This window comes from Hydrogenophaga sp. NFH-34, assembly GCF_021401345.1.
Taxonomy (GTDB): domain Bacteria; phylum Pseudomonadota; class Gammaproteobacteria; order Burkholderiales; family Burkholderiaceae_C; genus Hydrogenophaga; species Hydrogenophaga electricum.
The window spans coordinates 205720-230453 of sequence record NZ_JACBGE010000005.1 but is presented as its reverse complement, the minus strand read 5'-3'; the positions used below and the strand labels follow the sequence as shown (position 1 = coordinate 230453).

General features: G+C 68.2%; 24 protein-coding genes. 9 read left to right on the top strand and 15 right to left on the bottom strand.

Translation table 11 applies throughout. The features are described 5' to 3' along the window. Window positions 1-114: 114 nt before the first annotated feature. Window positions 115-1014 (bottom strand): LysR family transcriptional regulator, encoded by a 900-nt coding sequence (locus L0977_RS06945; RefSeq protein ID WP_234264123.1) that lies wholly within the window; start codon window positions 1012-1014, stop codon window positions 115-117. 129 nt (window positions 1015-1143) lie between these two features. Between L0977_RS06945 and L0977_RS06940 the strand changes: the two genes are divergently transcribed. The 5 genes from L0977_RS06940 (at window position 1144) to arfB (ending at window position 4217) form a co-directional block, all read left to right on the top strand. Next, window positions 1144-1782 (top strand): NADPH-dependent F420 reductase, encoded by a 639-nt coding sequence (locus tag L0977_RS06940; protein ID WP_234264122.1) that lies wholly within the window; start codon window positions 1144-1146, stop codon window positions 1780-1782. A gap of 67 nt (window positions 1783-1849) precedes the next feature. After that, entirely contained in the window at window positions 1850-2674 is an 825-nt protein-coding gene (locus tag L0977_RS06935) for a dioxygenase family protein (RefSeq protein WP_234264121.1), read from the top strand. 11 nt (window positions 2675-2685) lie between these two features. Further along, the gene (gene ypfH / locus L0977_RS06930; protein WP_234264120.1) at window positions 2686-3327 is read left to right on the top strand and encodes an esterase; all 642 of its coding nucleotides are present in this window, start codon (window positions 2686-2688) and stop codon (window positions 3325-3327) included. Then, window positions 3324-3785, top strand: coding sequence for a hypothetical protein (locus L0977_RS06925; protein ID WP_234264119.1), 462 nt, complete (start codon window positions 3324-3326; stop codon window positions 3783-3785). Before ypfH ends, L0977_RS06925 begins: the two co-directional genes overlap by 4 nt. A gap of 18 nt (window positions 3786-3803) precedes the next feature. Next, window positions 3804-4217, top strand: coding sequence for an alternative ribosome rescue aminoacyl-tRNA hydrolase ArfB (gene arfB, locus L0977_RS06920; protein ID WP_234264118.1), 414 nt, complete (start codon window positions 3804-3806; stop codon window positions 4215-4217). A 28-nt stretch (window positions 4218-4245) separates the two neighbouring features. Here the strand turns inward: arfB and L0977_RS06915 are convergent, their stop codons facing one another. Beyond that, window positions 4246-4728 carry an NUDIX hydrolase gene (locus L0977_RS06915; protein ID WP_234264117.1) on the bottom strand — a complete coding sequence of 161 codons (483 nt, stop codon included), beginning with the start codon at window positions 4726-4728 and terminating at the stop codon, window positions 4246-4248. Window positions 4729-4941: 213 nt separating this feature from the next. Between L0977_RS06915 and L0977_RS06910 the strand changes: the two genes are divergently transcribed. The 3 genes from L0977_RS06910 to pntB all read left to right on the top strand — a co-directional run bounded on the left by L0977_RS06910 (window position 4942) and on the right by pntB (window position 8883). Next, window positions 4942-5730 (top strand): hypothetical protein, encoded by a 789-nt coding sequence (locus L0977_RS06910; protein ID WP_234264116.1) that lies wholly within the window; start codon window positions 4942-4944, stop codon window positions 5728-5730. 63 nt (window positions 5731-5793) lie between these two features. Beyond that, complete coding sequence (locus L0977_RS06905) at window positions 5794-7428, top strand: Re/Si-specific NAD(P)(+) transhydrogenase subunit alpha (protein WP_234264115.1); 1635 nt, start codon at window positions 5794-5796, stop codon at window positions 7426-7428. Window positions 7429-7464: 36 nt separating this feature from the next. Further along, entirely contained in the window at window positions 7465-8883 is a 1419-nt protein-coding gene (pntB, locus tag L0977_RS06900) for a Re/Si-specific NAD(P)(+) transhydrogenase subunit beta (RefSeq protein ID WP_234264114.1), read from the top strand. Between the two features lie 88 nt (window positions 8884-8971). On the opposite strand, the gene L0977_RS06895 is transcribed toward pntB, so the two are convergent. From L0977_RS06895 to L0977_RS06870, 6 genes are all read right to left on the bottom strand, one after another. Further along, on the bottom strand, window positions 8972-9364 hold the full coding sequence (locus tag L0977_RS06895) for a RidA family protein (protein ID WP_234264113.1): 393 nt from the start codon (window positions 9362-9364) through the stop codon (window positions 8972-8974). A 4-nt stretch (window positions 9365-9368) separates the two neighbouring features. Next, complete coding sequence (locus tag L0977_RS06890) at window positions 9369-11102, bottom strand: AMP-binding protein (protein ID WP_234264112.1); 1734 nt, start codon at window positions 11100-11102, stop codon at window positions 9369-9371. Between the two features lie 148 nt (window positions 11103-11250). Further along, entirely contained in the window at window positions 11251-12453 is a 1203-nt protein-coding gene (locus L0977_RS06885) for an acyl-CoA dehydrogenase family protein (RefSeq protein ID WP_234264111.1), read from the bottom strand. 11 nt (window positions 12454-12464) lie between these two features. Then, window positions 12465-13319, bottom strand: a complete 855-nt coding sequence (locus tag L0977_RS06880; RefSeq protein WP_234264110.1) for an enoyl-CoA hydratase family protein — start codon at window positions 13317-13319, stop codon at window positions 12465-12467. Beyond that, entirely contained in the window at window positions 13316-13801 is a 486-nt protein-coding gene (locus tag L0977_RS06875) for a MarR family winged helix-turn-helix transcriptional regulator (protein ID WP_234264109.1), read from the bottom strand. The genes L0977_RS06880 and L0977_RS06875 overlap by 4 nt, the downstream gene beginning before the upstream one ends. Further along, window positions 13798-16254 carry a bifunctional salicylyl-CoA 5-hydroxylase/oxidoreductase gene (locus L0977_RS06870; protein WP_234264108.1) on the bottom strand — a complete coding sequence of 819 codons (2457 nt, stop codon included), beginning with the start codon at window positions 16252-16254 and terminating at the stop codon, window positions 13798-13800. The genes L0977_RS06875 and L0977_RS06870 overlap by 4 nt, the downstream gene beginning before the upstream one ends. Before the next feature lie 139 nt (window positions 16255-16393). On the opposite strand from L0977_RS06870, the gene L0977_RS06865 reads away from it, so the two are divergent. After that, window positions 16394-16720 (top strand): DUF1840 domain-containing protein, encoded by a 327-nt coding sequence (locus tag L0977_RS06865; RefSeq protein ID WP_234264107.1) that lies wholly within the window; start codon window positions 16394-16396, stop codon window positions 16718-16720. A 93-nt stretch (window positions 16721-16813) separates the two neighbouring features. Here L0977_RS06865 and L0977_RS06860 read toward each other — a convergent pair whose 3' ends face one another. The 7 genes from L0977_RS06860 to L0977_RS06830 form a co-directional block, all read right to left on the bottom strand. Beyond that, window positions 16814-17797: a tripartite tricarboxylate transporter substrate-binding protein gene (locus tag L0977_RS06860; protein ID WP_234264106.1), complete on the bottom strand. Its 984-nt coding sequence runs from the start codon at window positions 17795-17797 to the stop codon at window positions 16814-16816. A gap of 105 nt (window positions 17798-17902) precedes the next feature. Next, entirely contained in the window at window positions 17903-19156 is a 1254-nt protein-coding gene (locus L0977_RS06855) for a phenylacetate--CoA ligase family protein (RefSeq protein ID WP_234264105.1), read from the bottom strand. 134 nt (window positions 19157-19290) lie between these two features. Then, window positions 19291-20103: an ABC transporter ATP-binding protein gene (locus L0977_RS06850; protein ID WP_234264104.1), complete on the bottom strand. Its 813-nt coding sequence runs from the start codon at window positions 20101-20103 to the stop codon at window positions 19291-19293. Window positions 20104-20219: 116 nt separating this feature from the next. Then, entirely contained in the window at window positions 20220-21554 is a 1335-nt protein-coding gene (locus L0977_RS06845) for an ABC transporter substrate-binding protein (RefSeq protein WP_234264103.1), read from the bottom strand. Window positions 21555-21597: 43 nt separating this feature from the next. Beyond that, window positions 21598-22674, bottom strand: a complete 1077-nt coding sequence (locus L0977_RS06840; RefSeq protein ID WP_234264102.1) for a branched-chain amino acid ABC transporter permease — start codon at window positions 22672-22674, stop codon at window positions 21598-21600. Between the two features lie 150 nt (window positions 22675-22824). After that, the gene (locus L0977_RS06835; RefSeq protein ID WP_234264101.1) at window positions 22825-23754 is read right to left on the bottom strand and encodes a branched-chain amino acid ABC transporter permease; all 930 of its coding nucleotides are present in this window, start codon (window positions 23752-23754) and stop codon (window positions 22825-22827) included. Window positions 23755-23937: 183 nt separating this feature from the next. Then, complete coding sequence (locus tag L0977_RS06830) at window positions 23938-24723, bottom strand: ABC transporter ATP-binding protein (RefSeq protein WP_234264100.1); 786 nt, start codon at window positions 24721-24723, stop codon at window positions 23938-23940. Between the last annotated feature and the right edge of the window lie 11 nt (window positions 24724-24734).

Here is a 24734-nt window from a genome sequence, read left to right as displayed (position 1 = left end):
AGGTCGCCTTGGTCGCTTGCATGCGCAAGCTGCTGACCACGCTCAATGCCATGGTCCGAACTGGCAAACCTTGGGACAAATCGCTTCACAGCGCTTGACTTCCAAGACGGTTACTCAGTCGGGCCAGCGTGGCGTGTGGAATGCCGCCGCCAGATGGTCCACCAGCAGCCGCACCTTGGACGGCAGGTGTTTGCGCGAGGGGTAGACCGCGTGGATGCCCAGCCGCAGCGAGCGGTACGCGGGCAGCAGCTCGACCAGCGTGCCGTCGGCGATGTCGGGCCCGACCAGGAAGCTCGGCTGCAACACGATGGCGTGGCCCTGCAGCGCGCCGATGCGGCAGGTGTCGCCGCTGTTGCTGCGCAGCGTGGGCCGCACCGACGCGGTGACGTGGCCTTGCGGCCCTTCGAACGGCCATTCATCGTCCATCGAAAAACCGCTGTACGCCCACACCGTGTGCGCCGCCAGTTCCGCCGGGTGCGCCGGCGCGCCGTGCCGGGCCACGTACGCGGGCGCCGCGCACAAAACCATGCGGGTGGATGAAAGCGGCCGGCTGACCAGCGACGAGGCGTCCAGCCGCGCGATGCGGATCGCCAGGTCGTAGCCCTCGTCCACGAGGTCGACCACGCGGTCCGAGAGCGTGACCTCCAGCCGCACCTGGGGGTGGCGCAACTCGAAGTCGGCCCACAACGGCGCCAGGTGCAGGTTGCCGAACGTGAGTGGGGCGTTGACGCGCACCGTGCCCACGGCCTGCGCGTTGCGCGCGCTGACTTCGGCCTCGGCGTCGGCCAGATCGGCCAGCAGCGTCTGGCAGCGCGACAGGAACAGCGTGCCTTCGGGCGTGAGTGAAAGGCGCCGCGTGGTTCGGTGCAGCAGCCGGGTGCCGAGCCGGGTTTCCAGCTCGCTCACATGGCGCGAAACCGCCGGTTTGGACAGCCCCATGGCCTCGGCGGCGGCGACGAAGCTGCCCGCCTCGACGACGGCGGCGAAGGTGCGCATTTCGAGAAACTTGTCCATGCTGACTATTTCATTTTTCGGAACAGTCAATAAATTCTAAGTGGATTTATTCTTTATGAGGGTTTCAATAAAGTTCGACCCATGCCCTGCAACACCGCGGGGCTCCCCCCAACACACAGGAGTCTGAACATGAAAACCCTCGTCATCGGTGCCGGCAACATGGGCTCGGCGTTCGTCAAGCAACTGCACGCCGCCGGCCACGCCGTGCGCGTCACGGCCCGCCAGGCCGACAAGGCCGCCGCGCTCGCCGCGCAGTACCCGGGCGTGAGCGCCGTGGCCCCGGCCGGTGCGGCCGACGGGGTGGACGTGGTGATCGTCGCCACGGCCTCCTCCGATGCCGTGGCCGCCCTGCGCGGCGTCGGCGTCGGCGGGCTCGACGGCAAGGTGGTCATCGACATCACCAACCCGCTGACGGCCGACTACATGGGTCTGACGCTGGGCTTCAACACCTCGGCCGCCGAAGAAATCGCCCGGGCGGTGCCGCAGGCGCAGGTCGTGAAAGCCTTCAACACCCTGTTTGCGCAGGTGCTGGCCGCGGGAGCCGATTTCGGCCAGGGCCGGCAGGCCAGCGTGTTCGTGGCGGCCGATGATGCGTCGGCCAAGAGCACCGTGACCACCCTGGCCCAAAGCCTGGGCTTTGCCACGGTGGACGCGGGTGGCCTGAAGAACGCCCGCTACCTGGAGCCGCTGGCCGGCCTGAACATCTACCTGGGCTACGGTGCCGGGTTGGGCACCGCCATCGCACCGACCTGGATCCACCGGGCCTGAACTGCCGGCACCGCGTCCCTACCGCCCCATTCCGGGCTGGCATCGGCCGGCCCAGCAAGGAAACACCATGAACCGCCTGCCCACGCTTTTCATCTCCCACGGCGCGCCCACCTTCGCGCTGGAACCCGGCATCGCCGGTCCCGCGCTCACGGCACTGGGCACCGAACTGCCGCGACCGAAGGCCGTGCTGGTGGTGTCGCCGCACTGGATGACCACCGGGCCCGTGGTGTCGGCCAGCCCCGCGCCCGAAACCATTCACGACTTCGGCGGTTTTGATCCGGCCTTGTACCGCCTGCGGTATCCGGCGGCGGGTGCGCCGGCCCTGGCCGAGCGCACCGCGGCCCTGCTCGAAGCGGCCGGCTGGCCGGCGCGCGTGCACCCGGGCCGCGGTCTGGACCACGGCGCCTGGGTGCCGATGCTGCACCTGTACCCGCAGGCCGATGTGCCGGTGTTCCAGGTCTCGCTGCCCGTGCGGCTGACGGGCGAGAGCGCCTACGCGCTGGGCCAGGCGCTGGCACCGCTGGCCGACGAGGGCGTGCTGATCGTCGGCTCCGGCAGCCTCACGCACAATTTGTACGAGGTGGCCTGGCACGAAAACACCGCCGCCACCTACGCCCGCGAGTTTTCGGACTGGATCCGCGACGCCGTGCTGCACGGCCGCCATGCCGCGCTGCGCAACGCCATCGACGAAGCGCCGAGCGGCCACCGCGCCCACCCCACGCCCGAACATTACTGGCCGCTGCTGGTGGCTGCCGGCGCGGCCGGGGCCGACGTGCCCACCCGCGTGATCGAAGGGGGCATCGAGCACGGCGTGCTGGCGATGGACGGGTATGTGTTCGGCGCGGTGGCAGCGGCCACCGCATCGGCCGATGCCGAGGCGGCCACCGTTTGAGGAGCGAACGAATGAGCGAAAGAGATATCGTGGTGCGCCAGCCCGCTGGCAAGGCCAGCGCCCTGGTGCTGCTGTTTCACGGCGTGGGCGCCACACCCGAAGGCCTGGTGCCGCTGGGCGAACTGATCGCCGACGCGCTGCCCGGTGTGGCCGTGGTCAGCGTGCGCTCGCCAGCGCCGTCGGACCTGGGGGGCGGCTACCAGTGGTTTTCGGTGCGCGGCGTGGACGAGGCCAACCGCCCGGCCCGCGTCGACGCGGCCATGCCCGCCTTCGCGCAGACGGTGCGCGACTGGCAGGCGCGCACCGGTGTGGCGCCCGATGCGACCACGCTGCTCGGCTTCTCGCAGGGCGCGATCATGGCGCTGGAAGCCACGCAGCGCGCACCGGGCCTGGTCAGCCGGGTGGTGGCCCTGGCCGGCCGCTTTGCCGAACCGCCGCAAACCGCGCCCGGGGCGGCGGTGCACTGGTTGCACGGGGAACAGGACGGCGTCATTCCCGCCGCCTGGGCCGGGCAGGGCGTGGCCCAGCTGCGGGCGCTGGGGGCGGCGGTGACGCTGGACCTCGTGCCCGGTCTCGGGCATGGTGTGGATGCGCGCATGGCCCGGCAGGTGCTGGAACGTCTGGCGCCGCCCCCGAACCCGGAACCCTCATGACGGCCCCGATGAACACCGCTTTCCTGCAACTGGGCTCTGTCCAGAGCACCTTGGGCTGGCTGCCCGAGGGGCCACGTTTCGATCTGGCGCTCGGCCACGCCAGCATCGGCGGGCGTGACGTGGCCGGCCCGTTCACCGCGGCGGGGATGGAAGACGCGATCCAGCACGTCGAAGACGCGATCGCCCCCTGGTCGCGCCAGCGTCCGCACCCGGGTGGCCTGCTGGCGGTGGATGCCGCCACGCTGCAGCGGCTGGCCGATGCGGGGGCGGGGCCCGACCGCGAGGGGGTCTGGTACACCGATGCGGTGGAACAGGCTTACCAGCGGCTGGCGCTGCGCGCCACCCGCGGCGGTGGGGCTGCGGGCAGCGACCCGGTGCAGGACGCGACCGTGCTCATCCTGCGCGAGTGCCTGCACCACGGCGGCCTGGCGGGGCTGGTTGCGGCGGCGGCGGCCTGATCGGGCGATACTGGCGCCATGCGCCGCTCCCTGGTCCGTCTCGATCCCGCCGACGTCAGTTTCACCGCCATCCGCGCCCAGGGCGCGGGCGGGCAGAACGTGAACAAGGTGTCCAACGCCGTGCACCTGCGTTTTGACGTGGCCGCGTCGTCATTGCCCGACGCGGTCAAGGCGCGCCTGCTGGCCCAGGCCGACCAGCGCATCAGCGAGGGCGGGGTGATCGTCATCAAGGCGCAGAGCCACCGCAGCCTGGAACTCAACAAGACCGAAGCCCTGGCGCGGTTGCAGGCGCTGGTGGACGCCGCCGCGCACGTGCCCAAGGTGCGCAAGGCCACCCGGCCCACGCTCGCTTCGCAGCGGCGTCGCCTGGCCGGCAAGGCCAGCCGGTCGCAGATCAAGCAGGGGCGCGGCCGGGTCGGCGGTCTGGACTGACCCCCCGGGGTGAAACGGCGCGCTGGCCTCAGCCGGCGCCGTGCACGGTCGGATCGGTGTGGATCGCGGTCAGCGGCAGGCGCTGGCCGGCCAGGTGGTCCTCGATGCAGCGCAGCACCAGCGGACTGCGGTGGCGTGCGGCGCTCGCGCGCACCTCCTCGGGCGTCATCCACAGCGTGCGCACGATGCCTGTGTCGAGCGGGCGTTGCGGGTCGCAGGCACCCAGCTCGCCGGTGTAGGCCATGCGCAGATAGGTGATGTCTTCGCCGGTGGCCGGGCGCTGGAAGCGCGACAGGTACAGCCCCACCAGAGCCGTGGGCGTGAACGCGTGGGCGGTCTCTTCCAGCGTTTCGCGGACCACGCCCTGTTCCGGGCTTTCGCCCGGGTCGAGGTGGCCGGCCGGGTTGTTCAGGCGCAGGCCTTCGGGCGTTTCTTCCTCGATCAGCAGGTAGCGGCCTTCGCGTTCGATGATCGCGGCCACGGTGACACTGGGTTTCCAACGGGTGCTCATGCGCGGATTATCCGGCCCGCCTGGCGAAATGTTCCTCGACGCGGTAGGTGTTGCCGCATCATGAAATGCTGAAAATGGCGCGGCGGCCCCATCGGCGCCCGACGCGCCGCAAACCCTTGTGGCACATGGGTTTGCGCGGAGCGGCATGGCGGAGACTGTCGGTTAAGCTGGCACGTTGCCTGTTGGGCAGATGGTGAGGAGGCACCAGAGGACATGAACAGAACCACACACCGTGCGGCAGGGCGCCGATGCGGCTGGGCGCTGGGGGGCGCCTGGGTATGGATGGGTGCGTTCGCCGCGCACGCCGACGGTTTTTCCGTCGGGCGGGTGGACATCAGTTTTGCCGAACCCGGCTGGGAGGTCATGGCCTTGCCCGATCGGTCCCAGGCCTACGGCGGCGACCGGAGCGGGGCGCTGGCGGTGCAGTCGGCGGTGTTCTATCGCCTGCCCACCAGCACCAGTGCTGGCGCACTGGTGCTGGTGAGCACCAGTTCGACCGGTATGGGGGGCGGCCGCGCCGGGTACATGCGGTATTCGCCCGACTGCCAGCCGGATGAAAACATCTACCGCGAAGGGAACGAGGGCATCAACCTCAGCTTCGCCCAATGCCTGACGGTGACGCCGCGCTACAACGCTGCGAGCGTCTTCAAGCAACTGGCGCCGCCATTGCTCGAGGCCGGTGTCGAGCTTCCCTTGCCCCAATGGTCGTCGGCGCCGGTCTACACCGTGTGGAGCCGCCACGCGATTTCCACCGGCTCGTTCGTCGACGTGCGTGTGTTCGTCTGGGAGCGCATCGGTGGGGAAGGTGCGGCCGTTTCGGAGCGCCTGCCGCCCCGTGTGCCCCCTGAACATGTGGTGTGGGGCCGGCAGCTCAGGGACGCGGTCAAAAGCAGCGTTTATTCGCTCTCCGGTCGCCTGGTGATGCCCGCGCTGCCGGTGCCGCAGCCGCTGGTGCCGCCGTCACCCCCGCCCGTGGACGCGGCCCGGCCCCCGGTGGGCTGACCCCGGTGGTGCCGGCCGCCCGATTTCGTTTTTCGTTTTTCTTTCTGTATCGAGGACCTTGCCATGACTTCTGGCGCAATCACCGCCCCTTCGCCGGCCAGCGCAGCCGCTCCCACACCGCAGCGCATCGGCGTTCCCCGCGAAACCTTTCCCGGTGAAAAACGCGTGGCCACCGTGCCCGACGTGGTGGGCAAGCTGGTCAAGCTGGGTTTTGGCGTGGTGGTGGAAACCGGCGCGGGCGAGCGGGCCGACCTGTCCGACGGCGCCTACCGCGAAGCGGGCGCCAGCATCGCCGCATCGGCGGCCGAACTCTGGGCCAGCGCCGACATCGTCTTCAAGGTGCGCCCGCCCACCCCCGAAGAGGTGGTGCTGATGCGCGCGGGCCAGACCCTGATCGGGTTCGTCTGGCCGGCGCAGAACCCGGAGTTGATGCAACAACTGGCGGCTCGCAAGGTCACGGTGCTGGCCATCGACGCGCTGCCGCGCACGCTCAGCCGCGCGCAAAAGATGGACGCATTGACCTCCATGGCCGGCGTCAGCGGCTACCGCGCCGTGGTCGAGGCCGCCAACGCCTTTGGTCGCTTCTTCAACGGCCAGATCACGGCCGCGGGCAAGGTGCCGCCGGCCAAGGTCTTCATCGCCGGCGCCGGCGTGGCCGGTCTGGCCGCCATCGGTGCGGCCGCCAGCCTGGGCGCCATCGTGCGCGCCAACGACACGCGCGCCGAGGTGGCCGACCAGGTGGTTTCGCTGGGCGGCGAGTTCGTCAAGGTGGACTACGAGGAAGAAGGCTCGGGCGGCGGCGGCTACGCCAAGGTCATGAGCGAAGGCTTCCAGGCCGCGCAGCGCGCCATGTACGCGCAGCAAGCCAAAGAGTGCGACATCATCATCACCACCGCGCTGATTCCGGGCAAACCCGCGCCGCGCCTGATCACGGCCGAGATGGTGCAGAGCATGAAGCCCGGCAGCGTGATCGTCGACATGGCGGCCGAGCAGGGGGGCAACTGCGAGCTGACCGTGCCCGGTGAAGCGGTGGTGCGCCACGGCGTGACCATCGTCGGCTACACCGATCTCGCCTCGCGCATGGCGTTCCAGTCGTCCACGCTGTACGGCACCAACCTGTTCCGCCTGACCGAGGAGCTGTGCAAGACCAAGGACGGGGTGATCCACGTCAACATGCAGGACGACGCGATCCGCGGCCTGACGGTCATCAAGGACGGCGAGATCACCTGGCCCGCGCCGCCGATCGCGGCCGCGCCGAAGCCGGCGCCGAAGCCGGCCGCTCCGGTGGCCGAGAAGAAGGGCGGTCACGGCCATGGCAGCAGTGGCCCGTTGCCGGCCAAGACGCTCGCGGTCATCTTCGGCCTGGGCGCGCTGGCCTTCTGGGCCATTGGTGCCTACGCGCCAGCGGCCTTCCTGGGCCACTTCACGGTGTTCGTGCTGGCCTGCTTCATCGGCTACATGGTGGTGTGGAACGTCACGCCCGCGCTGCACACGCCGCTGATGAGCGTGACCAACGCCATCTCCAGCATCATCGTCATCGGCGCACTGGTGCAGATCCTGCCGCCCGAGGCCGGCAGCAACGGCCGGCCCGACGCGCTGATCCAGTGGCTGGCCTTCGCCGGCATCGTGCTGACTGCGGTGAACATGTTCGGCGGCTTCGCCGTCACGCGCCGCATGCTGGCCATGTTCCGCAAATAAATCACCCGATAACAAGAACACCAAAGGCACAACGATATGTCCCAAAGCCTGGCCACGGTCGCCTATCTCGGCGCCGCCATTCTTTTCATCCTCAGCCTGGGTGGCCTGTCCAACCCGGAATCGTCGCGGCGCGGCAACCTCTACGGCATCATCGGCATGACGCTGGCCGTGCTGGCCACGGTGTTCGGCCCGCGCGTGTCGCCGGCCGCGCTGCCGTGGATCGTCGGTGCGCTGGTGATCGGCGGCAGCATCGGCCTGTACGCCGCGCGCACGGTCAAGATGACCCAGATGCCCGAACTCGTGGCGCTGATGCACAGCCTGGTGGGCCTGGCCGCCTGCCTGGTGGGCTTCGCCAGCTACGTCGACACCTCGCTGCAGTTCGAGGGCGCCGAAAAGGCGATCCACGAAATCGAGATCTACATCGGCATCCTCATCGGGGCGGTCACCTTCTCGGGCTCGCTCATCGCCTTCGGCAAGCTCAACGGCAAGATCGGCGGCAAGCCGCTGCTGCTGCCGGCGCGCCACTGGCTCAACCTGGCCGGCCTGCTGGTGGTGATCTGGTTCGGCCGCGCCTTCCTGAACGCACCCGACGTGCAGGCCGGCATGACGCCGCTGATCATCATGACCGTGATTGCCCTGCTGTTCGGCATCCACATGGTCATGGCCATCGGCGGCGCCGACATGCCCGTGGTCGTTTCCATGCTCAACAGCTATTCCGGCTGGGCCGCAGCGGCCACCGGCTTCATGCTCAGCAACGATCTGCTGATCGTCACAGGTGCATTGGTGGGCTCGTCGGGCGCGATCCTGAGCTACATCATGTGCAACGCGATGAACCGCAACTTCATCAGTGTGATCGCCGGCGGTTTCGGCAGCGGTGCGGGCAAGCCGGCCGCCAAGGCCGATGGCGCGGCCGCCGAGCCGCAGGGCGAAGTGGTGCCGGTGGTGGCCACCGAAACCGCCGAGCTGCTGCGCGATGCCAAGAGCGTGATCATCGTGCCGGGCTACGGCATGGCCGTGGCGCAGGCCCAGCACACGGTGCAGGAAATCACCAAGACCCTGCGCGACAGGGGCGTGAGCGTGCGCTTCGGTATCCACCCGGTGGCCGGCCGCATGCCGGGCCACATGAACGTGCTGCTGGCCGAAGCCAAGGTGCCCTACGACATCGTGCTGGAGATGGACGAGATCAACGACGACTTCCCCGACACCGACGTGGCCATGGTCATCGGCGCCAACGACATCGTGAACCCGGCCGCGCAGGACGACCCCACCAGCCCGATCGCCGGCATGCCGGTGCTGGAGGTCTGGAAGGCCAAGACCAGCATCGTCATGAAGCGCTCCATGGCCAGCGGCTATGCGGGTGTGGACAACCCGCTGTTCTACAAAGAGAACAACCGCATGCTGTTCGGCGACGCCAAGAAGATGCTGGACGAGGTGCTGGTGGCTTTGAAGGCCTGATCGGCCGGCGGCCGCGGGGGCAGCGCGCTCTGCCCAGCCAGGAGGGGCCTTGCGGCCCCTCTTTTTTTGACCGGATGACTGGCGCCTGTCAGTCCGGCAGCACGGCCGTGACCTCGATCTCGACCTGGGCACGCGTTTCCACCAGGCGGCTGACTTCCACGCAGGTCATGGCCGGGAAATGCCGGCCGAGCACTTCGCGGTAGACCGGGCCGAGTTCGGCCAGGCGCGCGTTGTATTCGTCGCGGTCGACGATGTACCAGGTCATGCGCACCATGTGCTCGGGGCCGGCGCCCGCGCAGGCGAGCACCGCGCGCACGTTCAGCAGCGCCTGTTTCGTCTGGGCGATGAAGTCGTCGCTCTCGAACTGCTGGTCGCCATTCCAGCCGATCTGGCCGCCGACGAAGACGAGGGTGCCTTTGGCGGCGACGCCGTTGGCGTAGCCCCGGGGTTGTGCCCAGCCGGGCGGTTGCAGGAGGGTCATGGGGTCAGCTTCCAGAAGGGGCGGCGGTGGCCAGCTTGCGCAGCGCAAAGCGCTGCAGTTTGCCGGTTTCGGTGCGAGGCAGGCTGTCGACGAAGCGCACCTCGCGCGGGTATTTGTAGGGGGCCAGTGTGTGCTTGACGTGGTCCTGCAGCGCCTTGACCTGGGCCGCGTCGGCAGCATGCCCGGCGCGCAGCACCACGTAGGCCAGGATGATCATGCCGCGCTGATCGTCGGCCTTGCCGACCACGCCGCATTCGGCCACCGCCGGGTGCTGCAGCAGCGCGGCCTCGACCTCGGGGCCGGCGACGTTGTAGCCAGCGGTGATGATCATGTCGTCGGTGCGCGCCTGGTAGACGAAGTAGCCGTCGTCGTCCTGCAGGAAGGCGTCGCCGGGGTAGTTCCAGCCGTCCTGCACGTAGACCGTCTGGCGCGGGTCGTCGAGGTAGCGGCAGCCGGTCGGCCCTCTGACCGCGAGGCGGCCGACCTGACCGCGCGGCAGCTCGTGGCCCTGGTCGTCGACGATCTTCGCTTCGTAACCCGGCACCACGCGGCCGATGGCGCCCGGTTTCACGTCGGCGGGCGCGGCCGAGATGAAGATGTGGAACATCTCGGTGGCGCCGATGCCGTCGAGCATTTCCAGCCGCGTGGCGGCCTTCCACAATTGGCGCGTGGCATCGGGCAGACCTTCGCCCGCACTCACGCTCAGGCGCAGCCGGCCGACGCCGAGGCGCTGCGCGAACGGTGCCATCTGGCGGTAGAAGGTGGGCGCGGTGTAGCAGATGGTGGCGCCGACCTGGGCGATCAGCTTGACCATCGCTTCGGGCGTGTAGGGAATGCTGGGGAAATAGACCGAGGCGCCGGCCCACATCGGGAAGATCAGCAGGCCACCGAGGCCGAAGGTGAAGGCCAGCGGCGGCGAGCCCATGACGATGTCGTCGGGCGTGGCGCGCAGCACGTGGCGCGGCCAGGTTTCGCAGGCGGCCAGCACGTCGCGGTGCGTGTGCACGGCCGCCTTGGGGCTGCCGGTGGTGCCCGAGGTGAAGGCCAGCAGCGCGATGTCGTCGCCGTGGGTGGGGCAGGGCGCGGCGTGGTCGCTGGCGTGCCGGGCCAGCGCTTCCAGCGACAGCGTGTGTGCCCCTGAAGCGGGTGAAGACAGGCTGGCCGACGGCGAGCGAGCGTCCTGGGGACGGCCCTGCGGACCATCGGACAAGGCCACCGCGGCGTCGCCGGTGTTGAACAGGCGCAGCGGTAGGGCGGTGGTGTCCGGGCTCTGCGCCAGCGCGGCCCGGAGTTCGTCCTGAAGCTTCACGTCGCAGAGCGCGGCCGAGGGCCGGGCCTTGTCGATGATGGCCTTGAGCTCGGTGGCGCGCAGCAGCGGCATGGTGGCCACCGCGATCAGCCCGCTCTGCACCACGGCCAGCCAGGCCAGCGCCATCGCCACCGAATTGCCGCCGCGCAGCAGCACCCGGTTGCCGGGCTGCAGGCCGAGGCCGGCCAGCACGTTGGCGATGCGATTCACTTCGGCACGGGCCTGCGCGTAGCTCAGGGTGCGTTCGTCGCTGCGGAACAGCGGGCGGTGAGCATGGCCGGCGGCGAAGGCGCGGTCGAACAGCGCCTGCACGGCGTTGATCTGGGCCGGCAGCGATCGCCGTTCAGGCTGGTCGTCGCGCAGATCGGGCCATTGCTCGCGCGGTGGCAGGCGGTTGTGCACGAAGGTGTCGGTTTGCGCGGATGGCATGGGGGTCTCCTTCATTCTGCGAGCCAGGTGCTTCAACCCCAGGCACCCGCGGAACCGGCTTCTCCGGGCCATTGGGTGCGCGTCCCTTCCCAACGCTGAAAGCGCGCCAGATCGGGGGAACGCCGCGTCAGCGGCGCAGGGCGGTGCTTCATCTCAACGCCTGCTTGCCCAGGATGAGCAACTGCACCTCGCTCGCCCCTTCGTAGATGCGCAGCGAGCGGATGTCCCGGTACAGGTGTTCGACCACGTTGCCGACCTGCACGCCCCGGCCGCCGAACAGTTGCAGCGCCATGTCGATGACCTTCTGCGCGTTTTCGGTGGCGGTGAGCTTGGCGGCCGCGGCCGCGGCCGTGTAGGCCGGCGTGCCGGCGCCGCTGGTGGGGCTGCGGTCGCGCAGCCAGGCGGCGCGGTAGGTGAGCAGCGCGGCGGCGTCGATCAGGGCACTCATCTCACCGAGCCGCGCCTGCGTGAGCTGGAAGTCCGCCAGCGTCTGGCCGAACATCTGGCGCCCTTTGGCATGCGCCACGGCTTCAGCGAAGGCGCGGCGCGCCATGCCGAGCGCGGCCGCGGCCACCGAGGCGCGGAAGATGTCGAGCGTCTGCATGGCGAGCTTGAAGCCGCCGTTCACGCTGCCCACCAGCGCGTCCTGCGCGAGCGCGCAGGCGCTGAAGGTGAGGGTGGCCAGCGGGTGCGGCGCCATCACCTGGATGTGGGCGCTGCTGTCCAGGCCGGCGGCATCGCCGTCGACGATGAAAGCGCTGATGCCACGCGCGCCGCCGTCGGGATCGGTCTTGGCGAAGGTGACGTAGAAGTCGGCCAGGCCGCCGTTGCTGATCCAGGTTTTCTGGCCGTCGAGCTGCCAGCCTCCAGCGGTGGGCAGGGCGCGCAGGCGCATGCCGGCCACGTCGGAGCCGGCCTCGGGCTCGCTCAGCGCGAAGGCGGCGATCTTCTCGCCACGGGCCACGGCGGGCAGGTAGGCGGCCTGCTGCGCGGGGGTGCCGGCCAGCGTGATGGCGCCGCTGCCCAGGCCCTGCATGGCGAAGGCGAAGTCGGCCAGCGGCGAGTGGAAGGCCAGGGTTTCGCGCAGGATGACCAGCGCGCGCGAATCCAGCGCAGGCAGGGCACCGCCGTGCGCGGCGGGCACGCAGTAGCGCAGCCAGCCGGCGGCGCCCAGGCGCTGCACCCAGTCCCGGCAAGCCACGCGGTCGTCGGTCTCGTCAACGCGCTGCGCGTGTGTCCAGGCCGCCAGGCCGTTGGCCAGCGCGCGGTGCGCATCGTCGAAGAAGGGCAGTTCCAGGTGCGCGGTGGGCACCAGCATGCCGTGGGGGTGGGGGTGTTCGAAACCGGCCATGGCGTGCTCCTTCAATCGCCTTCGAACTGAGGTCGCTGTTTCGCGGCAAACGCTTCGTAGGCGCGGCGGAAGTCCTGCGTCTGCATGCAGATGGCCTGGGCCTGGGCTTCGGCTTCGATGGCCTGGTCCAGCGTCATGGCCCATTCCTGGTGCAGCATGGTCTTGGTCATGCCGTGGGCGAAGGTCGGGCCCTGCGCCAGTTGCGACGCCAGCTTGTGCGCGGCGGGCAGTAGGGCGTCGCTGTCGTGCAGGGCGTTGAAGAAGCCCCAGGCGTGGCCCTCGGGCGCGGTCATCGCGCGGCCGGTGAACAGCAGTTCGCTGGCGCGGCCCTGGCCGATCATGCGCGGCAGCAGGGCGCAGGCGCCCATGTCGGCACCGGCCAGGCCGACGCGGGTGAACAGGAAAGCCACCGTGGCCGCGGGCGTGCCCAGGCGCAGGTCGGACGCGAGCGCCATCATCGCGCCGGCGCCGGCACACACGCCGTCGAGCGCGGCGACGATGGGCTGCGGGCAGGCGCGCATGGCGCTGACCAGGGCCCCGGTCATGCGGGTGAAGGCCAGCAACTCGGGCATGGTCATCTGGGTGAGCGGGCCGATGATTTCGTGCACGTCGCCGCCGGAGCAGAAGTTGCCGCCCGCGCCCGTGACCACCACCGCCTTGATGTCGGTGGCGCGCTGCAGGCCGAGGAACCAGTCGCGCAGCTCGGCGTAGGAATCGAAGGTCAGCGGGTTCTTGCGTTCGGGCCGGTTGAGCGTGACGGTGGCCACGCCGTCGGCCACGCTGAGCGCGAAGTGGCTCGGTGCCTGCGCGGCGACGGCGCGGTACTGCCCGCGCATGGGGTTGTGGTCGGGGATGGGGTGTTTCATTCGAGGTCCAGTTGGTGTTGCTTGACCTTGCCCAGCAGCCGGTGCAGGTGGTCGAGGTCTTTGGGGCTCAGGCCTTCGAAGGCCTGCACGATCCATTGCTCGTGCTGCACGGCCATGCGTTCGAAGGCGCTGCGGCCGTCGGGCGTGAGGCGCACGAGGAACGCGCGGCGGTCGCCCTCGACGCCCATGCGCTCGACCAGCCCTTCGGCGACGAGCTGGTCGGTGATGCCGGTGACGTTGCCGCCGGTGACCATGAGGCGCTGCGACAGCTCCTTCATCTTCAGGCCCTCGGGGTGGCGTTCGAGCTGGGCCATCAGGTCGAAGCGCGGCAGGGTGGTGTCGAACTGCTCGCGCAGGCCCGTGCGCACGCGCTTCTCGATCAGTTGCGAGCAGGCCAGCAGCCGCAGCCACAGGCGCAGCTCCTGCGCGTGTTCGCTGTGCGCGCGGGCTTCGAGGTCGAGGGTGTCGAGCGGGGTGTTCATGCGGTTTCGGCCGGGTCTGGTGCGATCACGCTGCCTTGCAGCGCTTGCTGGCGGGCGATCTCGCGGTAGAGCTGGTCGCGGCCGCTGAGGTAGGGCAGGGGCCAGTCGATGGCGCGCGTCTGCAGCTTGGCCGCTTCGTGCAGCGTCCAGGCCGGGTCGGCCAGGTGCGGGCGGGCCACGGCGCAGAGGTCGGCCCGACCGGCGCCGATGATGCTGTTGGCGTGGTCGGCCTCGCTGATGGCGCCGACGGCCATGGTCAGGATGTCGACCTCGTTGCGGATGCGGTCGGCGAACGGCGTCTGGTACATGCGGCCGTAGACGGGTTTTGCGGCGCGAGTGGTCTGGCCGGAGGACACGTCGATCACGTCGCAGCCCGCCGCCTTGAACAGGCGCGCGATGGCGACCGCGTCGTCGGACGTGTTGCCGCCGGGCGCCCAGTCGTTGGCCGATATGCGCACGCTCATAGGCCGGTCGGCGGGCCAGGCGGCGCGCATGGCCTTGAACACCTCCAGCGGGTAGCGGCAGCGGTTCTCGAGCGAGCCGCCGTAGGCGTCGCGGCGCTGGTTGGTCAGCGGGCAGATGAAGGCCGAAAGCAGGTAGCCGTGGGCGCAGTGCAGCTCCAGCCAGTCGAAGCCCGCGGCGGCAGCGCGTTGTGTGGAGTCGACGAAGGCTGCGGTCATCGCGTCCATGTCGGCGCGGGTCATGGCCCTGGGCACCTGGTTCTGCTCGCCATAGGGCACGGCGCTGGCCGACAGCAACGGCCAGTTGCCCGTGGCCAGCGGCTCGTCCATCGCTTCCCAGCCGCGCTGGGTCGACCCTTTGGGGCCGCTGTGGCCGAGCTGCAGGCCCATCTTCGCGCCGCCATGTCGGCGGGCGAAATCGACGATGCGGGTGAAGGCGGCCTGCTGCGCATCGTTCCACAGCCCCGGGCAGCCGGGCGTGATGCGGCCTTCGGGCGTGGGGCTGGTCATCTCGACCATCACCAGCGCCGCGCCGCCCACGGCGCGAGCGCCCAGGTGCATCAGGTGCCAGTCGCCGACCACACCGTCCTGCGCCTGGTATTGCGCCATGGGCGAGACGACGATGCGGTTCTTGAGTTCAACGCTGCGCACCTTCAGCGGCAGCAGCATGGGCGGGGTGGGACGCCGCGCCGCGCGATCCGGCGCCGGGCCGCCCCGAGCCGGATCAGCCCCCTCGGGGGGCAGCGACCCGCGCAGTGGTGGAGCGTGGGGGGCAAAACGTTCTTGCAGCCACGACTCGTAACCTTCCAGCCACTTGGCGTCGCGCAGACGCAAGTTCTCGTGGCTGATGCGCTGGCTGCGCGTGAGCAGCGAGTAGGCGAATTGCGGGATCTCCATGCCGGTGTAGCGGTCCACGTGTTCGAACCACTCGGTGGAATTGCGCGCGGCGTTCTGGATCTTGAGCACCTCGACGCTGCGCCGGGCTTCGTAGCCTTGCAGCACCTGCTCCATGGTCTCGTCGGTGCCGGCGGCGCGGCTGAATTCGTCGGCCAGGTCGATCGCGTCTTCCAGCGCCAGCTTGGTGCCGCTGCCGATGGAGAAGTGGGCGGTGTGGGCCGCGTCGCCCATCAGCACGATGGGCGTGCGTTTGCCGGCAATGTCTTGATGGTGGACCCAGGTGTGGCAGATCACGCGCGGGAAGCGGATCCAGTTGGCCGAGCCGCGCAGGTGCTTGGCGTTGCTGATCAGGGGATTGCCGTCGAGGTACTTCGCGAACAGCCGCTCGCAGAAAGCCACGCCGTCTTCCTGGCTCATGTCCTCGATGCCGTGGGCCTTCCACACGTGCTCGGGCGTTTCAACGATGAAGGTGGAGGTGTCGTCGTCGAACTGGTAGGCGTGGGCCTGGAACCAGCCGTGTTCGGTCTGTTCGAACGCGAAGGTGAAAGCGTCGAAGGTTTTCTTCGTGCCCAGCCAGACAAAGCGGCACAGCCGGGTGTCGATGTCGGGCTGGAAGCTGCTTGCGTAGCGCGTGCGGATGCGGCTGTTGAGGCCGTCCGACGCGATCACCAGGTCGGCGCCGTACTGCTGCGCGAGCGCCTGGTCATCGGTCACGTCGGTCTCGAACACGAGGTCCACACCCAGCGCCTGGCAGCGTTCCTGCAGGATGTTGAGCAGGCGCTTGCGGCCGATGCCGATGAAGCCATGGCCGCCGGAGCGCACGCTGGCGCCCTTGTAGAACACCTCGATGTCGTCCCAGTGGTTGAAGGCGTCCTGCATGGCCTGCGCGGTTTCCGGATCGGCGCGGCGCAGGTTGACCAGGGTCTGGTCGGAGAACACCACACCCCAGCCGAAGGTGTCGTAGGGCCGGTTGCGCTCGACCACCGTCACCGCCAGTGCCGGAAATCGCTGCTTCATGAGCAGGCCGAAATAGAGGCCCGCCGGGCCGCCTCCGATGCACAGGATGCGCTGCAGCGCGGGGTGTGGAGTGTTCATGCCTGATTAGTTTAGACATGAAGTATTTGATGGCTAGGGGGTTTACCCGGAGCGGCCGGATCCCGCGCGCGACCGTGCGGCGGCGATTTGGTGACAGAATGATTCGCTTCCGCCATCCTGTTCAGACGAGGAAGCGAGCATGTCTCTGTACCGATTCAAGTCCCGTGAAACCGCCGACCTGGTGATGCTGGAGCCCCAAGGCCGGCGTGTGCTCGAAATCCTGGGCAAAGACCCGGACCAGCCGGGCATCATCGTGCCCGACCAGATGCCCGGTGCCATCGCCGCGCTGCGCGCCGCGGTGGCCGAGGAAGAGGCCCACCAGCGCCAGCAGCGCGAAGAGGCCGAAGCCCGTGGCGAACCCTCCCCCCAGTTCGATCCGGTGTCGCTGCGCTTGCGCACGACCCCCTTCATCGACATGCTGGAGCGCTGTGCCAAGGCGCGCGTGGAAGTGGTCTGGGGCGTGTGAGGTGGGGCCGCAGCGGCCCCAGAAACGACGCAGCCACCCGAAGGTGGCTGGTCGCTGAGAGAACGGCACCAAGCGGCGCCGTGTCAGGCGCGTTCAGTCGGCGAACTGGCCCGCGGCTTCGATGGCCGTCTTGAGCTTGGCGATTTCGGCCGCCACGAATTCCTTGTGGCCGGCCGGGGTCACGCGCTTGTCGGTGGCGACGAGGGCGCCCAGGTCGTTCTGGCGCTTGACGAACTCCGGATCCTTCAGCGCGGCCACCATGGCTTCGTTGATCTTCTTGAGCACGTCGGGCGGGGTGCCCTTGGGGGCGTAGAGGCCGTGCCAGATGGTGAGGTTGAAGTCCTTCAGCCCCATTTCCTGCAGCGTCGGGTAGTCCTTGAGCACCTTGTTGTTGCTCAGGGGCTTGGCCGTGGTGACGGCGAAGGCCTTCACGCGACCGGCTTCGATCTGGCTGGTGGTGTTGGTGGTCTGGTCGCACATCACGTCGATCTGGCCGCCAATCAGGTCGTTCATGGCCGGACCCGTGCCGCGGTAGGCGATGGTGGTCATCGACTTGTCCAGCTTCACGGCGGATTGCCACATCAGGCCGCAGATGTGCGATGCCGAGCCCAGGCCGGCATGGGCCAGGTTGAGCTTGCCGCCGTTGGCGCGGATGTAGTTCTCGAAGTCGCGGTAGGTGTTGGCCGGCAGCTTGGGCGAACCCAGCAGGGTCATGGGCACGTCGTTGATGATGCCCAGGTACTCGAAGTCTTCCAGGGGCTTGAACTGCTGCTTGCGGTACAGGCTGGTGGTGGCGGCCATGCCGATGTGCCAGACCAGCAGGGTGTGGCCGTCGGCCGTGGCGCGGGCCACCTTGGTGGCACCGATCGTGCCCCCGGCTCCGGCTGCGTTTTCCACCACGATGCTGGCACCGCCCATGGGCTTGCGCATGGCTTCGGCGAGATGGCGGGCCACCAGATCGGTGGGGCCGCCTGCAGCGAAGGGCACCACGAGCGTGATGGGCTTGCTGGGGAAGCCTTGGGCGAAGGCGCCCGAAACCGCTGCGGCCGAGAGGGCCAGTGTCAGAAGGCGTTTCATGTCGATTTACTCCTTGGAATGAGGCTTAAGGATGTTAAGCCGCGTGCCGCAGAACGGAATCGCGGAAAGTACGTAGCGCTGTTTGCGGGAAAACCCGCGGGGCCGTCACTGGTAGTTGCGTGCGTCTTCGATCACCTTGCCGTCGTTGGGCAGACTGCCCGGGGCGCAAACCTGCACGTCGCCACGCAGCTTGGTGACTTCGCGCACGGCCAGCTCGATCCGGCCGGTCAGGCCCTCGGACGCTTCGCGGGCTTCGACCTGCAGGCACATCTGGTCGTTGGCCATTTCGCCGCGCACCACCAGCCGCGCCTTCAGGACCTCGGGGAAGCGCCGCACGATGTCGGCGACCTGGGCCGGGTGCACGAACATGCCCTTGATCTTGGTGGTCTGGTCGGCGCGCCCCATCCAGCCCTTGATGCGCGGCGCCGTGCGGCCGGTGGGGCAGGTGCCCGGCAGGATCGCCGAGAGGTCGCCCGTGCCGAAGCGGATGAGCGGGTAGACCGGGTTGAGCGTGGTGACGACCAGTTCACCGACCTCACCCTCCGGCACGGGATCGCCCGTGCCGGGGCGCACGATTTCGACGATGACGCCCTCGTCCAGCACCAGGCCTTCGCGGGCCGGGGTTTCGTAGGCGACCAGGCCCAGGTCGGCCGTGGCATAGGTCTGGTAGACCGCCACGCCCTGTTCCTGGAACCATGCCGTCAAACTGGGCGGGCAGGCCTCGCCGCCCACCGAGGCCTTGCGCAGGCAGCGTGTGTCGACGCCGGCCTCCTGGGCCTTTTCGAGCAGGATGCGCAGAAAGCTGGGCGTGCCCGTGTAGGCGTCGGGCCGCAGCTCGGTGAGTGCCTGCAGTTGCTGCTCGGTCTGGCCCGTGCCGGCAGGGAACACCGTGCAGCCGACGGCCAGCGCGCCCGATTCGAGGATGAAGGCGCCCGGCGTCATGTGGTAGCTGAAGCTGTTGTGCACCAGGTCGCCGGCACGGAAGCCGGCGGCGTACAGCGCGCGCCCGGCGCGCCAGTAGTCGCGCGCCGTGCCCTCGGGCTCGTAGATCGGGCCGGGCGAGGCGTAGATCCGCTGCATCTGCGGGCCGCGTACCGCCGCGCTGAAACCGCCGAAGGGGTCGCCACCCGTGGCACGGCTGGCCTGCTGCCGTTCCAGCAACGCGTGCTTGCGGATGACGGGCAGCCGGGCCAGTGCGCCCCGGCTGGACACCGTGGCCGGGTCCACGTCGGCGAGCAGCTCGGCGAAGGCCGCGGTGGCCGATTTCGCGTGGGCCACCTGCGCCGACAGCGCTGCCATCTGGGCCGCCTCGCGCTCGGCGGCTGATCGGGTTTCCAGGGCGTCGAAATGTTCGGTCATAGCGAAAACCACAAAGGTACGGGTGAAGTGTCTTTTATCCAGAACGCGGTGGAACCGGCTTTGCCGGGCCTCTCGCGTTGCCCCTTGAGGGGGGACGCACCGAGGGTGACGGCGCAGAGGGGGCCGCTGGCTTGCTACGCGAGCCAGCGTTTCCTGCGCTTGTAACTTTTCACGTCCTTGAAGCTCTTGCGCTCGCCACCGCCGACGCCCAGGTAGAACTCCTTGACGTCTTCGTTGTTGCGGAGGTCGTCGGCCGCGCCGTCCATCACGATGCGGCCGCTTTCCATGATGTAGCCGTAGTCGGCGTAGCGCAGCGCCATGTTGGTGTTCTGCTCGGCGATCAGGAAGGTCACCTTCTCCTTGGTGTTCAGGTCTTTCACGATCTCGAACACCTCTTCCACGATCTGGGGCGCCAGGCCCATGGACGGTTCGTCGAGCAGCACTACGCTCGGGTTGGCCATGAGCGCCCGGCCGATGGCGCACATCTGCTGCTCACCGCCGGAGGTGTAGGCGGCTTGCGAGGTGCGGCGCGTCTTCAGGCGCGGGAAGTAGGTGTAGACCTTCTCCAGGTTGCGCGCGACCTCGGCCTTGTCGGTGCGCGTGTAGGAGCCGGTCATGAGGTTTTCTTCGATGGTCAGGTGCGCGAAGCAGTGGCGCCCTTCCATCACCTGCACCACACCGCGCTGCACCAGGTCGGCGGGGCTGAGGTTCTCGATGCGCTCGCCGCGCAACTCGATGCTGCCCTTGGTGACCTCGCCACGCTCGCCCTTGAGCAGGTTGGAGATGGCGCGCAACGTGGTGGTTTTGCCCGCGCCATTGCCGCCCAGGATGGCCGCGATCTGGCCTTCGGGGACGTTCAGCGACACGCCCTTGAGCACCAGGATCACGTGGTTGTAGATGACCTCGATGCCGTTGACGTTCAGGACGATAGGGGGGGATGTGCTCATGGTGGTGATTCCTCGTGGACCATTCGCAAGACCCGGCAGGCCGGTCTTGCGGATGGCGGCTGTGCGAACAGCCTCCAAAGCTCCCCGCCGCTGCGCGCAGCGGCGGGGGCTTGTCATCAGGAGCTGCAGTCGGCGGCCGGGCGGGCTTCGAGCTTCTTCTCGGCGCCGTACTTGGCGGCCGTGCTCTTGACCATCGGCTTGATGATCTGCGAGTCGGCATCGAACCAGTCGGTGCTGAAGGCCCACTTGCTGCCGTCCCAGGTGTGGATGCGGGCGGCGCCCGAACCCACGTGGTCGGTGCACGAGGTGCTGATCGGGCCGCGCAGCACGCCCTTGAAGCCCAGCGCGTCCAGCTTGGCTTGCGTCAGGTTCAGGTTTTCCAGGCCCCAGCGCACTTGCTCGCCGGTCATGACCTTGCCCTTGCCAAACCGCTCCTGGGCCGCGCGGATGCCTTCCACGCCCATGGCCGCGCTGACCACGCCGCGCAGGTACAGGGTCTCACCCACTTCTTCCTTCGGCCCGGTGCCCTTGCCCTTGGCGTGCAGCTTGTCCAGGATTTCCTTGACGATGGGGGCGTTGCGGTCGGTGCCGTGCTGCAGGGTCACGGCGTTGTAGCCCTTGGCACCCTGGCCGACGTCGCGCACGTCGGGTTCGGCACCCGCCCACCACACGCCGTACATCTTGTCGCGCGGGTAGCCGGTGGCCTGGGCTTCCTTGAGCGCGGTGGAGTTCATCACGCCCCAGCCCCACAGCAGCACGTAGTCGGGGCGGCTCTGGCGCACTTGCAGCCAGGTGGCCTTCTGCTCCACGCCCGGCGCGGTCACGGGCAGCAGTTGCAGATCGAAGCCGTGCATCTTGGCGCGCTCCTGCAGCAGGGGAATCGGTTCTTTGCCGAACGGGCTGTCGTGGTAGACCAGCGCAATCTTCTTGCCCTTGAGCTTGTCCAGGCCGCCTTCCTTCTTGCCGATGGCCTGCACGATCACGTCGGCGGCCACCCAGTAGGTGCCCAGCAGCGGGAAGTTCCACTTGAAGACCATGCCATCGGCACTTTCGCTGCGGCCATAGCCGGTGGTGATCAGCGGAATCTTGTCGACGGGTGCCTTTTCGGTCAGCGCGAAGGTGGCGCCGGTGGACCACGGATGGATCAGGGCCGCGCCGCCGTTCTTGCCCTTGAGGCGTTCGTAGCATTCCACCGAGCGCGCGGTGTCGTAGCCGGTTTCGCATTCTTCGACCAGGATCTTCACCCCGTTGATGCCGCCGCGCTCGTTGACCAGCTTGTAGTAGTCGACGATGCCGTTCGCCGTGGGCGTGCCGTTGGGGGCGTACGGGCCGGTGCGGTAGGAGAGCACGGGCAGGTACTGTTCCTGCGCCATGGCGGCAGGGGCCGTGAGCAGCGCACCGGCGCCGGCGGCGGTGAGGGCGGCTGCGAGAACGATCTTGCGAAGCTTCATGGATGTCTCCTGGGGTGGGTGGTGAAAGCGAGCGGGGAAAAAATCAGTGGGGGAAAGGCCAGAGGCGCAGCTTCTGCTTGCCGATGGACCACAGCCGTGCCAGCCCGTGTGGCTCGACGATGAGGAACCACACGATCAGCCCGCCGAAGATCATGAATTCGGCGTGGGCGACGGCGGTGGTGGAAACGGTCATGCCGAACAGGCCGGCCACGAAGGGCAGCAACTGGTTCAGCGCAATGGGCAGCACCGTGATGAAAGCGGCGCCGAACATGCTGCCCATGATGGAACCCAGGCCACCGATGATCACCATGAACAGCAGGCGGAAGGAGTAGTCGACCGAGAAGGCCGAGGGCTCCCAGGCACCCAGGTAGACGAAGGCCCACAGCGCACCGGCCACGCCGATGATGAAACTGCTGACCGCAAACGCGCTGAGCTTGGCGTACATCGGGCGGATGCCGATCACCGCGGCGGCCACGTCCATGTCGCGGATGGCCATCCACTCGCGGCCGATGGCCGAACGCACCAGGTTTTTGGCCAGCAGCGCGATGATCGCCAGGATGCTCAGGCAGAACAGGTACTTGCTGACCGCGCTTTCCAGGTGCAGACCGAACACCTGCAGGTTCGACACCGCCACCGAACCCGAGGGCGTGTCCAGCGTGAACCACTTGATGCGCAGGAACATCCAGTCGGCAAAGAACTGCGCCGCCAGCGTGGCCACCGCCAGGTACAGACCGCGCACACGCAGGCTGGGCAGGCCGAACAGGATGCCGAACAGCATGGCGCAGACACCCCCCAGGACCAGCGCCGGGATCAGCGGCATGCCCGGCACGCGCACGAAGAAGTTGTAGGCCCCGTAGGCGCCCACCGCCATGAAGGCGCCCGAGCCCAGCGAGATCTGGCCGCAATAGCCGACCAGGATGTTCACGCCCACGGCGGCGAGCGAGAAGATCAGGAACGGGATCAGGATGGCCCGCATCATGTAGTCGCTGGCCAGCATCGGCACGGCGACGAAAGCCAGGGCGAGCAGCGCCAGGATGGCCCAGCGGTCCTGCGCGATCGGGAAGATCTGCTGGTCGGCGCGGTAGGAAGTCTTGAACTGGCCGTTTTCTCTGTAGAACATGTTCTTTTCCTTTTGTCTCAGCCTCTTCGGTGAGAAATGCCTGACCCAGCGCTCCCGAGGAACCGGCTTTGCCGGGCCTCAGGGAGCGTCCCCCTCCCGCCGAAGGCGAGAGAGGGGGAAGACGCGAAGCGGCGCAGGGGGTGTTTCATGTCATACCCGGTCGATGATTTTTTCGCCGAACAGCCCTTGCGGCCGAAACAGCAGGAACACCAGCGCCAGCACATAGGCGAACCAGATTTCGATGCCGCCGCCGACCAGTGGACCGATGTAGATCTCCGAGAGCTTTTCGCCCACGCCGATGATCAGGCCGCCGATGATGGCGCCGGGTACCGAAGTCAGCCCGCCCAGGATCACCACCGGCAGCGCGCGCAGCGCCACCGTGGTCAGCGAGAACTGCACGCCCAGCTTGGAGCCCCAGATGATCCCGGCCACCAGCGCGGTGATGCCGGCCACGCACCAGACGATGACCCAGATGCGGTTGAGCGGGATGCCAATGGACTGCGCCGCCTGGTGGTCGTCGGCCACGGCACGCAGCGCGCGCCCGGTGCTGGTCTTCTGGAAGAACAGGCTGAGCAGGGCCACCAGACAGGCCGCGATGATGGCCGCGACGATGTCTTCCTGGTTGATCAGCACACCGCCTTCGAACATGCTTTCGAACAGGAACAGCGGGTCCTTGGGCATGCCGATGTCGATCTGGTAGACGTTGGAGCCGAACAGCGACTGGCCCAGGCCGTCCAGAAAGTACGAGATGCCCAGCGTGGCCATCAGCAGCGTGGCACCTTCCTGGTTGACCAGGTAGCGCAGCACCAGGCGTTCGATCAGCCAAGCCAGCGCGAACATGCAGGCGGTGGCGATGGCGAAGGCGATCAGGTTGGCCAGCAGCTTGCTCTCCAGCCCCAGCCACTGCGGAATCCATTCGGAAAAGCGCGCCATCGCCAGCGCCGCGAACAGCACCATCGCGCCCTGGGCGAAGTTGAAGACGCCCGAGGCCTTGAAGATCAGCACGAAGCCCAGGGCGACCAGCGAATACAGCATGCCCGCCATCAGGCCGCCGATCAGTGTTTCAAGAAAAAATCCCATTTCAAATCCTCAGTGATTCACCAACACGCAGCGGCGAAAACGTGAGCGCCAATGCAGCAGACCAACGAAGGGGAACCCAGCCCAGGGCACCCGTGGAACCGGCTTTGCCGGGCCGCAGGGTGCGTGCCCCTCCCGCCACAGGCGAGAGAGGGGGAAGACGCGAAGCGGCGCAGGGGGTGCATCTCAATGACTCGTGCCGAGGTAGGCGCTGATGACTTCTTCGTTGTTGCGCACCTCGTCCGGGGTGCCGTCGCCGATCTTCTTGCCGTAGTCCAGCACCACCACGCGGTCGGAGATGTCCATCACCACGCCCATGTCGTGTTCGATCAGCACGATGGTGGTGCCGAACTCGTCGTTCACGTCCAGGATGAAGCGGCACATGTCCTGCTTCTCCTCGACGTTCATGCCCGCCATCGGTTCGTCCAGCAGCAGCACCTTGGGCTCCATGGCCAGCGCACGGCCCAGGTCCACGCGTTTCTGCAGGCCGTAGGGCAGGGTGCCCACGGGCGTCTTGCGGTAGGCCTGGATTTCGAGGAAGTCGATGATGTGTTCGACGAACTCGCGGTGCTGCTCTTCTTCTTTCTGCGCCGGCCCGATGCGCAGCGCCTGCAGCAGGATGTGGCTCTTCATGCGCAGGTTGCGGCCGGTCATGATGTTGTCGATCACGCTCATGCCCTTGAACAGCGCCAGGTTCTGGAAGGTGCGGCCGATGCCCATCTCGGCCACCTGCCGGCTGTTCATGCCCTTGAAGGTGCGGCCGCGAAAGGTGATGGCGCCTTCCTGCGGCTGGTACACGCCGTTGATGCAATTGAGCATGGAGCTCTTGCCGGCGCCGTTGGGGCCGATGATGGCGCGGATCTCGTGCTCCTTCACATTGAAGGAGATGTCGGTCAGCGCCTTGACGCCGCCAAATCGCAGGCTGATGTTCTGGACGTCGAGGATGACGTCGCCGATCTTCTTGGTGCTCATGCGGGTGTTTC